The 12,829-nt window shown below is 66.1% G+C and carries 10 protein-coding genes; 3 read left to right on the top strand and 7 right to left on the bottom strand.

Annotated elements, in window-relative coordinates; all coding sequences use genetic code 11:
* Positions 1-305 precede the first annotated feature (305 nt).
* Both ACZ60E_RS26430 and ACZ60E_RS26425 read left to right on the top strand, forming a co-directional pair.
* Entirely contained in the window at positions 306-2,462 is a 2,157-nt protein-coding gene (locus tag ACZ60E_RS26430) for an ATP-dependent nuclease (protein WP_469443619.1), read from the top strand.
* A complete protein-coding gene (locus tag ACZ60E_RS26425; RefSeq protein ID WP_469443617.1) occupies positions 2,462-4,342 on the top strand; it encodes a UvrD-helicase domain-containing protein in 1,881 nt (626 codons plus the stop codon). Before ACZ60E_RS26430 ends, ACZ60E_RS26425 begins: the two co-directional genes overlap by 1 nt.
* Positions 4,343-4,704: 362 nt before the next feature.
* Here the strand turns inward: ACZ60E_RS26425 and ACZ60E_RS26420 are convergent, their stop codons facing one another.
* The 5 genes from ACZ60E_RS26420 to ACZ60E_RS26400 form a co-directional block, all read right to left on the bottom strand.
* On the bottom strand, positions 4,705-6,282 hold the full coding sequence (locus ACZ60E_RS26420; RefSeq protein ID WP_469443615.1) for a hypothetical protein: 1,578 nt from the start codon (positions 6,280-6,282) through the stop codon (positions 4,705-4,707).
* Between the two features lie 266 nt (positions 6,283-6,548).
* Complete coding sequence (locus ACZ60E_RS26415; protein ID WP_469443613.1) at positions 6,549-6,977, bottom strand: cobalamin B12-binding domain-containing protein; 429 nt, start codon at positions 6,975-6,977, stop codon at positions 6,549-6,551.
* Positions 6,978-7,020: 43 nt separating this feature from the next.
* Positions 7,021-8,598 carry an acyl-CoA mutase large subunit family protein gene (locus ACZ60E_RS26410; RefSeq protein ID WP_469443612.1) on the bottom strand — a complete coding sequence of 526 codons (1,578 nt, stop codon included), beginning with the start codon at positions 8,596-8,598 and terminating at the stop codon, positions 7,021-7,023.
* A 112-nt stretch (positions 8,599-8,710) separates the two neighbouring features.
* Positions 8,711-8,986 (bottom strand): DUF5988 family protein, encoded by a 276-nt coding sequence (locus ACZ60E_RS26405; RefSeq protein ID WP_469443609.1) that lies wholly within the window; start codon positions 8,984-8,986, stop codon positions 8,711-8,713.
* A gap of 562 nt (positions 8,987-9,548) precedes the next feature.
* On the bottom strand, positions 9,549-9,902 hold the full coding sequence (locus tag ACZ60E_RS26400) for an ArsR/SmtB family transcription factor (RefSeq protein WP_469443607.1): 354 nt from the start codon (positions 9,900-9,902) through the stop codon (positions 9,549-9,551).
* 79 nt (positions 9,903-9,981) lie between these two features.
* Here ACZ60E_RS26400 and ACZ60E_RS26395 point away from each other — a divergent pair, with 79 nt between their 5' ends.
* Positions 9,982-10,767 (top strand): SDR family NAD(P)-dependent oxidoreductase, encoded by a 786-nt coding sequence (locus ACZ60E_RS26395; protein ID WP_469443606.1) that lies wholly within the window; start codon positions 9,982-9,984, stop codon positions 10,765-10,767.
* A 117-nt stretch (positions 10,768-10,884) separates the two neighbouring features.
* Here ACZ60E_RS26395 and ACZ60E_RS26390 read toward each other — a convergent pair whose 3' ends face one another.
* Positions 10,885-12,366, bottom strand: a complete 1,482-nt coding sequence (locus tag ACZ60E_RS26390; RefSeq protein WP_469443604.1) for an NAD(P)-binding domain-containing protein — start codon at positions 12,364-12,366, stop codon at positions 10,885-10,887.
* 35 nt (positions 12,367-12,401) lie between these two features.
* Positions 12,402-12,566: a hypothetical protein gene (locus ACZ60E_RS26385; protein WP_469443602.1), complete on the bottom strand. Its 165-nt coding sequence runs from the start codon at positions 12,564-12,566 to the stop codon at positions 12,402-12,404.
* Positions 12,567-12,829 lie beyond the last annotated feature (263 nt).

The raw sequence follows: 12,829 nt of genomic DNA, 5'->3' as shown, positions 1-12,829 counted from the left end.
TCCACCGATACCGGAGCGGTTCAGTTCGCTTGCTGGTGATCCGCGACCGTGCCGTTCGGCGACGTACGCGGAGGTACTGCGCGCCACCTCACACCGAGCAGCAGTAACTGACTCAACGACGCCTATTCATGGTCATGTTTAACCGAAACTGATCACCATGTGGGAAATGCACATCGGGTGGCTTGCAGGTGGCAGGATGCATCCGCAGGGTCTAGGGGGGCATGAGTGACCTCCTCCGCTCAACTGGGCGGGAGTGAGGGGGCGCGTGAACCCGCGTAGGTATGGGTGTGCGGCAGGGAGTTGGGATGTCTCAGACTGAAACGAGCACTGCCATTCCGGGCCAGCGGGACGGCTCAGATGAGTTGTGTGGCCACAAGACTCCGACGCCACCTCGCCTGGCCAAGGCTGTGGTCAAGAATTTCAGGTTGCTGCGTGAGACCGAGCTGTCTTTCGTCGATAACGTGACACTGTGTGTCGGTCGAAACAACACGGGAAAGACATCGCTGGCCAAACTGTTCAAACTCTTCCTTGCGAAGAAGGACGCGACATTTCGCCTTGAGGACTTCTCTGCGGAGTGCTATGCCGAGTTCCTGGACGCTCATCGCTTGTACGTTGCGGGTGAGAAAGAACAGGCACGTGGCCGGGTCCCCTATGTCGCCTTGACTCTCCATATCGCTTACGACGCAGACTGCGGACAGTACGGCCCACTGGCCCCCTTCATTGTGGACCTCGATCCTGACTGTGCCGAGGTCGTGATCAGGTTCGCCTATGCGCTCAAGGGCAGCGCTCTGGAGGCTTTCCTCAGCGACTTGGTCGCTAGCGTGGGCACTCCACCTCTGGAGCAGCTTGCCAGGCGCCTCCCAGCTCACTTCGGGCTGTCTGTAACAGCCGTTGACCCCACTGACGAATCAAACGTTCGCGCAGTCGACCTGTCAGACGTCAAAAAGCTGATCAGGATGGACATCCTTGATGCGCAGCGGGGACTGGACGACGAGGACCGAGAGGCCGCCCAGCCCATCGGGGCGATCTTCGAGCAGCTCTTCACCTCGGCGAAGGGCAGCAAGCGTGTGGAGTGGCTCGATGAACTTGCCACGCGCATCGACGGGATGCTCGCAAACACCTCCAGCGGTCTCGACGTCAGCCTGCAGGAGATCCGTACCCAGGTGGCACCTGCACTGACGGCGTTCGGGTATCCCGGCCTTGGAAACCAGGAATTCGAAACCGCTGCCCGCTTGGATTCCCGGAGACTCCTCAGGAACTTCGCACGTATCCACTATCCGGGAACGGCTGGCGTGCGGTTTCCGGAGTCCTACAGCGGCCTCGGAACGCGCAATCTAGTGATGATGCTCCTCAAGCTCTTCACCTACTATCGCGAGCACACCGCCAAGTCCCACGAATTGGGCATCCATCTGGTCTTCCTGGAGGAGCCAGAGGCTCACCTGCATCCGCAGATGCAGGAAGTGTTCATCCGGCAAATCCTTCGATTCCCCTCGCTTTTCCCGCGACTCGACGCCCAGATGCGCGCTAACGAACCTCAATCGGTCGGCATGCAGGAGGTGACCGGTTCCGGAGGTGAGAACCTACTTCCATGGAATGCTCAGTTCGTCGTCACCACTCACTCGGCACATGTAGCCAACCAGACGCCCTTCTCTAATATCCGGTACTTCCGCAGGGAGGAGGAGGCTGCCGAGCCCGGATCCGAGCCGAGGCCGGCCCACACGGTCATCAAGGATCTTTCCTTGGTTTCGAGTGACGAGAGGTTCCTGCTGAAGTACCTGACCCTGACCCGGGCCGACCTCTACTTCGCGGACAAGGCGATTCTCGTCGAGGGCGCCAGCGAACGTGTCTTCGTCCCAGCCGTAGAAGAGAAACTCGCAGCGCGAAACCCTGACACGGCTCTCTCACCTCAGTATGTGACGTTGATGGAGGTAGGCGGCGCGTACGCCCACAAGTTCTATCCCCTGCTGAGAATCCTGGGCATCCCGTCCCTGATCATCACCGATCTCGACCCCATCGACACAAGCAAGGGCAAGACCCGGAAGTGCACCGTGTCAGAAGGAGGACACACGTCCAACCAATCCATCCGGACGTGGTTCGTCGAGACGGGCGAGACCAGAGTGGCCGAACTGCTGAGACTTGCCGAGGCGGACCCGGCGACGGCGGCGAACCTCTGCCTCGCCTACCAGGTGCCCGAGAGGCCCGGAGACCCCTGCGGCCGTACCTTCGAGGACGCCTTCGTATTGGCCAACCGGACCCTCTACGGTCTCTCTCGGGGCAGAGCCACGAACGCGGGACTGGAGAAGCGAGCCCGCGACAAGGTGGACGGCAAGGGCAGCAAGGTCGACTTCGCCCTCAAGCACGTCCTTGGCGAAGACGATTGGGAGGTGCCCAAGTACATCAGGCGTGGCCTCGAATGGCTCATGGCACAGGACGGGACAGCGACAAAGACGGACGACAAGTGATGACGACCCAAACGGATGCGCCGTCACGGGCCGAGCGCGCCGTCACCTTGGCCGCGGCGGAAGCACGGGCCGCGCGGGAGGCGATCCTGACCTCGTTGAGGGAGGGCAGCCACTTCAAGTTGGAGGCCGGTGCCGGCGCGGGCAAGACCAGCTCGCTGATCGAGGCACTACAAAGCATCCTCGCTGACCGCGACCGCTACCTCCCGCGCCGGGACCAGCGCATCGCCTGCGTCACCTACACCAATGTGGCCCGCAACGAGATCATCAGCCGCACCGACAACAACCCGTCCGTCTTCGCCGACACCATCCACGGGTTTCTGTGGCAACTGCTCTCGCCCTTCCCCAAGTACCTGCTCCGCTACGTCGTCGAGCTGGAGGCCATGGAGTCCAAGCTAGATGGGCGAACATCTCTGGACGGCTACACGGTCGACTACAACACCGGCTATCGGAAGGTGGACCACGACGCACGCCACGTGCATCTGGGGCACAACGACCTTCCAGCCCTTGCGTGCAAGTTCTTCACCCTCCCCAAGTTTCGTGCCCTTGCCGCCGACCGGTTCCCCATCGTGTTCGTCGACGAGTACCAGGACACCCCCGCCGGACTGGCGGAGGCGATGCTGGGCGCACCGGATCAGGTAGCCCCTCTCCGTGGTCCGCTCTGTGGATTATTCGGCGACCACTGGCAGCAGATCTACGACAACGTTTGTGGAACCATCGACGATCCGCGCGTGAAACGGATCGTCAGGCGGTGCAACCGTCGGTCGCAGCGCGCTGTGGTGGATCTCCTGAACGTGATGCGCCCTGAACTTGAGCAGACCACGAACCCAGGAGCGGGTGAAGGAAGCGTCACTATTTACCACACCAACAACTGGGCGGGCACGAGGCTCACCCACCATCGGAAGGGGCAGATTGGCTGGGATGCCGCGCATTCGGCCCGTAGCTGGGCCCTGGAAGACGCCCGCCGACGCCTGTGGAACACCGAGGTGCCCGATGGCTCGGACGGAACGACGGCGATAGCACGCAGCACGAAGATACTCATGCTGACGCACGAGACGATCGCTGGCGAACTTGGCTATCAGCGACTCCACCAAGCCTTCCGGCGCAACGAGTCCTATGTGAAGAAGGAGGACCATGTCATGGCCTTCTTCCTGGACGTCCTGGAACCGGCACTGCTTCATCACCGCAACAAGCGCCACGGCGCGATGTTCGACGTGCTCGGTCACCGCTCACTTCTTACCTCACCCGCAGACAAATACGCCTGGGCAGCCCTCCTGAAAGAGCTGGAGAAGACCCGAGAGGACGGCACCGTCGGCGACGTCCTCAACCTCTGCCTGAGCCAACAACTCTTTGATGGACTAGGGAAGGTCCGCGAACGCCACCGCAAGTCCGCTTCACCGACTGACAGCGACGCGCAGACGAACAGTGATGCCAAGGCCAAGGCGCGGGCAGAAGAGTACGAAGCCCTGCGGGCAGTTCCGTACGCCCAACTGCTTGCGCTGCACGACCACTTGGATGGTGGCACACACTTCGCGACGCAGCACGGAGTCAAAGGGCAGGAGTTCGATAGAGTGCTCGCCGTCATCAGCAAGGGCCACACCCACTTCCAGATCCCCGAGATGCTTGCGAACTTCTCCCGGCGTCAGGAACTGCAGGGGAAGGAGCGGGAAGCCTTCGTCAGGGCACGAAACCTCTTCTACGTGGCATGTTCGCGGGCCAAAGAGCACCTGGCCCTTCTCTTCACCACGAAGCTCGAACCTGCCGCGCTCAACACCCTCCAGGAGTGGGTGGGTGCCTCGCGGATCGTCTCCCTGCGGTTTGAAGGGGACTCTGTGACAAGTGGCGAGCCGGAAGCGAACGACACTGTCTCGCTATCGCCGTGACCGGGAAGGTCAGCCGGGTTAGCAATTGGAGGGGCAGTTTAGTGGTGGACGCCTGTCACGGCTGTACTACGCCGTTACGTAACCCGTATCTAAGATCCAGGTCAAGCCCCGTCACGGCGCGCACTTTGGCAGGAAGCCCCAAGGTGCCGTCCCGTCAGAAGTCGGCTCACTGGGGCACCTTCTCTCCTTTCTCTCATCTTCTCCACGACCGGCGTTACTGAGGCAAATCCGTGCACCGGACGCTGGTCCCCAAAGCTAGTCCCCAAGCCAACGTCGCCGAGCCGCCTCCCTTGTTGGAGAAGGACTTGCGTGCGTCATCACCGACGGGACGTCCGGGAGGCACGTCCGAGGCCACCAGTGGGTCAAGAGGTCAGTTCGCCAGGGCTGGTCATAATGTGAGATCTCGCGGCCCCGCGCCTGAGCTCGCGGATGGTGTCCTGCCAGTGACAGGAATCACTGCCGCACCACTCTGCTTCATTTTCCGGCTGCCAAGCCGCCAGTTCGTCCAGGCGAGCGATCATTGTGGAGGTCTCGGTGTCGGAATTTCCAGTCCCGCGGTCGAGTCGCCTCTTGATGTCGTGCAGTTGGTGAGCCACACGGTAGTAGGACAGTTGGGTGTCGCTGAGCCTGCGCATGGCGTAGCCGCCGCACTTGCTGCACCAGTCGAAATCGGTGCGCGCCATAAGGTCGGCGACCGTGAGGAGGTCGTCGCCAGCAACGACCGCGAGTGCGTGGGCGTGCCGGCACAGCGGCGAGTGGCCCTTGCCCTCGATCAGAGGGCTGGCGTTGGTGGTGTAGAGCTGGACTGCGGCCAGGGGTCCCAGCGGGAGGCCGCTGCCGCTTCGCCAACGGTCGCTGCTCGGCTGCCGGAAAGGCGCGAAGTCGAGGCGGTCTTCGGCGAGCAGGCCGTGCCATACGGCAACCGGCAGCCCTCCAGACCGACCGGCGTCCAGGCTCCGCAGGTCGTGCGCGCCGCGCGCCAGGGCTAGCAGGCGACGATTCAGATCCCGGTCTTCGGTGGCGTAGGTCTGGCGAATGGTCCGGCGTGTGCCCTCGGCAAGACCCAGACCGTCGCCGAAATTCGTATCGTAAACGCCCTGGTGTCGACCAGACAGCTGGGCCTCACGCGCCTCCGGCTCGGGACTGAATTCCGGCTCCTCCGGACCAAGCACGCTTCCGGGCAGGTCACCGGCGCCCGCGAGGAGGACGCCCAACCACCCCTTGGCCAGCCGCTTCTCGATGGTGTCCACAGGCAGTACTTCCGCTCCCCCGCTCGCCGAGAAGACAAGGTAAAGCTCGTCGGCACCGGGCCCAAGAGTGCGCAGCGCACGGATGTGATCGAGGGTGACCGGGCGCCGGTCGAAGACCGGGGTGTCATCGAAGACACCCGGCCGAACGATGCCCGGCCTCCTTCCCGGCCGGCGGTCACGGTCCGGCAGATCCGGCACCGCGCCGACTGGGCTGCACGGAAGGCTGCTCATCGGGCTCAGTAGCCGTCCGCCGACGAGATCGGGCACTTCCAGGGTGAGGACGCCGCTGCCCCAGTCGGCATCAACGGTCCACGTGAGCAGCACACCGAGCGTCCACGTATCCAGCCCGTCCAGGAAGTCCCGGCCACCATGACGTGGCATGGCTTCGGGTACTTCCGGCATCTGCGCCGTCAGCCGGCATCTCGGTGCCCGGTCCGCCGGTGTCGCTGCCGCCCGGGCCTGTTCCTCCCAGGAAGCGATCAGACGCGCTGCCTCGGCTCGGGCCGCATCGTGACCCTTCCGATTGCTGCGAATGCCTCGCACGATCTCGTACGAGAGGTATGCACGCGTCCCCGGCCCTTCCCAGGGCCGGCTGGCCGCTCTCTGCCACCGGTGCCACAGGTCCGCCAGCACCCGGGTGTTGCCGCCGAGCACCGCGAAAGCCGGATCCGCGTTCGAAAGCTCGGGCATGGGGAGAGCCGTTGCGGCAGCAGCCACGACAAGCTCCGCCGGGTCTACAAACCGCGCCGCCTGCGCCCGAAGCGTCTCCAGGTACCGCATCTTGACCGTCAGTGACGGCTTCGCCCACTCCTCCAGCTAGGGAAAGTGAGCAAGGGCGGCCTGTGCTCGATGCAGGCTCCGTCCCGCGCCGCGCCAGTGATCCGTGGTTCCCGCTTCATTATCCGTGACCGTTGGCCATGAGTCGACGGTGCGGAAGTGGTCGGCGCTCGAAGACGCTACGCAGTCACGTGCCTAGAAGCTTCCTTGTCCGCGCCCACGTGCGCCGTCACCCAGTCCACGACCGTCGCCATCGAGGTCCCTGGCGTGAACAGTGCGGCGACTCCCTTTTCCAGAAGGTTCTCAACGTCGTCCGCGGGGATGATGCCTCCTCCGAAGACGACGATGTCTTCCGCATCCTCCTGCCGGAGCAGCTTGATGACTTCCGCGAATGCGGTCATATGCGCGCCGGACAGGACGGACAGTCCGATGCCGTCGACGTCCTCCTGGACAGCGGTGGCGACGATCTGTGCCGACGTCTGGTGCAGTCCCGTGTAGATGACTTCCACTCCGGCGTCCCGCAGTGCTCGTGCGACGACCTTCGCGCCACGGTCGTGGCCGTCGAGGCCGGGCTTGGCCACGATGACGCGCAGGGGTGAAGACTGCATTGCGGCTCCTCGTTCGAAGTGCGTGTGCGTGTGGGCTCAAGCTCTAGAGGTCGGACGGGACGTAGGTTCCCCAGACTTCCCGCAGGGCGTTGCTCACCTCGCCGACCGTTGCTCGTGCCCGCAGCGCTTCCTTCATCGGGTAGAGCACGTTGTCCTCGCCGTCGGCGGCCTTCTTCAGGCTTGTCAGGGCCGAGTCCACCAGTGGCTGGTCGCGTTCCCCGCGGAGTTCGTCCAGGCGCCGGGCCTGCTGGGCCTCGATGACGGGGTCGACGCGGAGGGGTTCGTACGGCTCCTCCTCGTCGAGCTGGAAGCGGTTGACGCCGACGACGACCCGTTCGCCGGAGTCGGTCTCCTGGGCGATGCGGTAGGCGTTGTGCTCGATCTCGTTCTTCTGGAAGCCGTGTTCGATGGCGCCGACCGCGCCGCCGAGGCCCTCGACCCTCTGCATCAGTTCCAGGACGGCCGCCTCCACGTCGTCGGTCATCCGCTCGACGACGTAGGAGCCGGCGAAGGGGTCGACGGTCGCCGTCACATCCGTCTCGTGAGCGAGGACCTGCTGGGTGCGCAGGGCCAGGCGCGCGGACTTGTCGGTCGGCAGCGCGATGGCCTCGTCGAAGGAGTTGGTGTGCAGCGACTGGGTGCCGCCCAGGATCGCGGCGAGGCCCTGCACCGCGACGCGGACGAGGTTGATCTCGGGCTGCTGGGCCGTCAGCTGCACACCGGCCGTCTGCGTGTGGAAGCGCAGCATCAGCGACTTGGGGTTCTTCGCGCCGAACTCCTCGCGCATCACTCGCGCCCAGATCCGGCGGGCGGCACGGAACTTGGCGACCTCCTCCAGGATCGTCGTACGGGCCACGAAGAAGAAGGACAGGCGGGGCGCGAAGTCGTCGACGTCCATGCCGGCGGCCACCGCCGTGCGCACGTACTCGATGCCGTCCGCCAGGGTGAAGGCGATCTCCTGGGCGGGCGAGGCGCCGGCCTCCGCCATGTGGTATCCGGAGATCGAGATCGTGTTCCATCTGGGCAGCTCGGCCCGGCAGTACTTGAAGATGTCCGCGGTCAGACGCAGGGAGGGCTTGGGCGGGAAGATGTACGTCCCGCGCGCGATGTACTCCTTCAGCACGTCGTTCTGAATGGTGCCCGTGAGCCGGTCGGCGCTGATTCCCTGCTCTTCGGCGACCAGTTGGTAGAGCACCAGGAGAAGTGCGGCGGGCGCGTTGATCGTCATCGACGTCGACACCTGGTCCAGCGGGATGCCGTCGAACAGCACCCGCATGTCGTCGATGGAGTCGATCGCCACGCCGACCTTGCCCACCTCGCCGCTCGCGATCGGTGCGTCCGAGTCGTGGCCCATCTGGGTAGGCAGGTCGAAGGCGACCGACAGGCCCGTCGTGCCGTTGGCGATCAGCTGCTTGTAGCGGGCGTTGGACTCCGTCGCCGTACCGAAGCCGGCGTACTGGCGCATCGTCCAGGGGCGCCCGGTGTACATGGACGGGTAGACACCGCGGGTGAAGGGGTAGGTGCCCGGTTCGCCCAGTTTCTCGACTGGGTCCCAGCCCACCCGGTCGTCAGGCCCGTAGACCGGTTCGATGGGCAGTCCGGACTCCGACTCTCGCGCCATGATGAGAGGGCCTTTCGTGGGGCGTCGGGTGGTGGTGCAGGAGGTCGGCGGCTCCGGCCGGTGACGGTGTTCGTTGCCGCGCTCTCGTCACGCCTGTGACGTGGCGTGCGGGTTACTCGGCCATGTAGGTGCGGTAGATCCAGCTGTAGACGCGCAGGGAACGTCCGTCGACGTCCCGTTTCTCGGCGGTCGCTTCGAAGTGCTCGTAGCGGTTGTGGACGCTGAGCTTGACCCGGTCGGTGAGATCTGCGACCTGATGCACCCGCAGCTCCTCGGGGATGTCCTTACCGCCCGAGAGGAAGATGTTGGGTTCTGCGGGACGGCTGTCGTCGCTGCTCAGGATGTTGTCGGGGTGGGCCTGAGCAGTGCTGAGGATGGTGCTGGTCATGTGCGGGTCCTCTCACGCAAGGCGCTGTGAACAGGCGAACTGACAGGGATGGAGGAGCGCGGCCCAGTGGCGGCGCGTCGGTGATCGATGGTGCGGAAGCCTCCTGCGCGCCGACGCGCCAGGGAACACCACGGTCGTCGCCACGCCACAACGGGCTGCCGCGACTTCGCTATATCGACTGTTGCCGAATTAAGAATCAGCTTGGCGTCGATCCACGGCGGCTGTCAACCACTTCCCGGAACTCACGGACGACGATCTCCACGGGCAGGCACGGACGGCAACACCCGCAAGGTGCGCGACGCGCAGCGGCACTGCGACAGGGCAGTGCGGCGGTGGATGCGAGAGCAGAGAAGGTCGCTCGGGGCGGCGGAATCGCTTGCGGGACCAGGCAGATTCAGCGGCCGGCGATGCAGCGCCGACTCACCCATAAAGTCATCGGTCGATATCACTCGACAGCCTGCGACGCGGCGCGGCGGCGACAGCAGGGCATGACTCAGACGCTCATGGCGCGGCAGGGCTCAGCCGCTCGCACCAGGGCTCGACGAGCACGTCGTGACGCGGCTCAGTCGCGGGTGGTGAGGAATCCGGACAGCGCGGAGAGGACCGCGGGGGCGAGCCGGTAGTAGACCCAGGTTCCGCGCCGCTCGGACAGCAGCAAGCCCGCCTCGCGGAGCTTCTTCAGGTGATGGCTGACCGTGGGCTGAGAGACGCCGACATCGGCGATGTCGCACACACACGCCTCACCGTCAGGGTGGGAGGCGACCTTGGAGAACAGGCGTAGCCGCACCGGGTCTCCCAGCGCCTTGAACATGGCTGCGGTGAGCTCGGCCTCCTCCTCGGTCAGCTCCCGGTCCGTGAGGGACGGGCAGCAGGGTGGGGCGACGGTGGTGGCCGCCAACTGCGCTAGCTTCGACATGCATCTATGTTGACACCGGTTCCGCCTCCTGCCAAGATCGCTTGATTCGATGTCCATCTAATCATTAGCTGGGGGAAGCATGGCAGACGCGCGCACCGCCGATACAGGACGGCCCGCGAGGACGGCTGTCGTCACGGGAGCCAGCAGTGGGATCGGGGCCGCGATCGCGCGGGCGCTGGCCCGTGACGGCTTCGAGGTCGTCCTGACCGCGCGCCGGTCCGACCGGCTGGAGGCCGTCGCCAAGGAGATCGGTGACGAGGGCGGTACGGCCCGGGTGTTCCCGCTGGACGTGACCGACAAGGAAGCGGTGCTCGCCTTCGCCGAGCAGGTTCCGGTCTGCGACGTGCTGGTCAACAACGCGGGCGGCGCCTACGGAACGGAACACATCGAGAACGCCGATCCCGTCGACTGGCGGTCCATGTTCGAGGTGAACGTCGTCGGGGCTCTGCACATGACCCAGGCGCTACTGCCGAGCTTGAGGGCCTCTGGTGACGGGATCGTGGTCGTCATCTCCTCCACCGCCTCGTTCACATGCTACGAGGGCGGCGGTGGTTACAGCGCCGCGAAGCACGGTGCGCACGTACTGGCCGAGACCCTGCGTCTGGAGGTCTGCGGGGAGCCGCTGCGGGTGGTCGAGGTCGCCCCGGGCATGGTGCACACCGAGGAGTTCTCCCTCAACCGCTATCGCGGGGACCTGGACAAGGCCGATGCCGTCTACGCCGGGGTCGCCGAGCCGCTGGTCGCCGAGGACGTCGCCGACGTGGTGACCTGGGCGGTGAGCCGGCCTCCGCACGTGAACATCGACCTCTTGGTGGTACGGCCCCGGGCGCAGGCCGCCCAGCACAAGGTGCACCGCACCTCCTGACAACACACCGCCTGCTGCCGCACCACCTGACAGCGCAACGCCCGGCGCCACGCCTCCTGATACCGCAGCGCCGCCGCGGTTGCCGCCCCCGGTGAGGAGAGGCAGCCGCGGCGTCGTTCAGCAGCCGGAGGCGCCGGGTGCGTCGAACATGTCGGCGGCGTAGGCGGCCAGTTGCAGGGCGGCCGTGTGGTCGATGCCCAGTTCGGTGGCGGCGGACAGCACGGCGTCCGAGGCGGTGGTCGAGGTGCCCAGGTGCTTGGCGGTGACGTGCAGGAGCTGCTCGTGCTGGTCCTGGGTCAGGCCCAGGCGCAGTGCGAGCGCCTCGCCGCCGGCGGTGACCGAGCACACCCCGGTCTCCGGAAGCTGCAGTTCGACCGACTGGGCGGCCTCCATGTCACCGGCGAGGGCGGCGGCGATGGAGCGCACCTGCTCGTAGCCGGTGAGCATGAGGAAGGTGGGGGCACGGCCGTAGCTCTTCATGCCGACGGCGAAGTAGCCCGGCTCGGGGTGGGCCAGTTCGCGGTAGCCGTGCGGGGTGACGGTGCCGCAGGAGTGCTGGTTGGGGTCGATCAGCGGTGCCAGCGCGCGGGGCGCGGACATGATCGGGTCCAGTTCCAGGCGCAGTTCGTCGGTGATGCGGTGGTCGGGCCTGAAGCCGGTGGCGGCGACGACGCGGTCCGCGGTGAGAGTCCGCTCGCTGCCGTCCGGGCCCCGGGAGGTGAGTTCGACCTGGTCGCGGGCGGGGTCGTCACCCAGGGAACGGACGCTGTGCGTACGGAAGTTTGCGGCGAGGGCGACCCGACCGGTGTCCACGAGCATCTTCAGGCCGGAGCCGATGGCGCCGCGGGCGGGCAGTTCGTCGTCGCTGCCGCCGCCGAAGGACCCGGCCGGGTCGGTCCCGCGGATGGCCCAGGTGATGGTGGTACCCGGTGCCGTGTCGGCCAGTTCGGCCAGGGCGAGCAGGGTGTTGGCCGCCGAGTGGCCGGCTCCGACGACGACGGTGTGGCGGCCGGCGTGCTGGTCGCGGTCGGCCCCGAAGACGTCGGGCAGACCGTGGTTGATCCAGGCCGCGGCCTCCTGTTCGCCGTGGGCCGGCAGGCCGTTGGCGCCGAGGTGGTTGGGCTGGTTCCAGGTGCCGGAGGCGTCGATGACGGCGCGGGCGAGCACTTCGTCGCCGTCGGCCAGGCGCAGGACGAAGGGGGCCTCTTCCCTGCCCGCGGTGCGCAGCCGGTCGATGCCGAGGCGGCTGACGGCGGTGACCGCGGTGCCGTAGCGGATGTGCGGGGCCAGGGCGGGCAGTTCGGCCAGCGGCTGGAGGTATTGCTTGACGAGGTCGCCGCCGCTGGGCAGGGCGGAGGCGTCGGGCTCCTCCCATCCGGTGGCCGCGAGCAGGCGGCGGGCGGCGGGGTCGGTGTTGAACTCCCAGGGGCTGAAGAGCTGGATGTGGGACCAGGCTTGCACGGCCGGTGCCGCGGCGTCGCCGGCTTCCAGGACGACGAAGGGGACGTCGCGTTCGGCCAGGTGCGCTGCGGCGGCCAGGCCGACGGGGCCAGCTCCGATGACGGCGACGGGGAGGCGGTCGGGGGTGAGGTCAGCCACGGTGCAGTGTCCTTTCACGAGGGGCGGGGCGGGAGTCAGGCGTCTCGCGCGGGCGCGGCAGGGGGCGTCACGAGGCCCTCGTCGCCGTCCGTCTGTGCGTGCTGCTCGGTTCGCTGCGCTGCCCGCTGCCGCCATGCGTCGATCGCGGCGCAGCAGGAACTGGTCTGTGCGGCACCGGCGGGGCCGGCGGGTTCGGTCATCGGGGTCGGCTCCTGTCGCGGCGGTCCAGACGGCGACGCGGGAGCGAGCGCATCACAACCGCCTATATAGATAAATGACGAATCAAAGCTCCAGCCTCGCCCTTGATTCGATGAATGTCAACCTCACGCTGCAACCTGCCGACCTGTGACGAGCCTCACTTCGTGCCGCGTTGCGTTTAACTCTTGCGTCGGTCCAATCTCGATACATGTCGAAACAACGGGGATAGCGGCACCGGGGCAACTCGCCCTGTGTCACGTCGACA

The sequence above is a fragment of the Streptomyces sp. NPDC102514 genome (assembly GCF_055584525.1).
The sequence above is the reverse complement of the archived record's forward strand: the minus strand, read 5'-3'. Positions and strand labels throughout refer to the sequence as shown.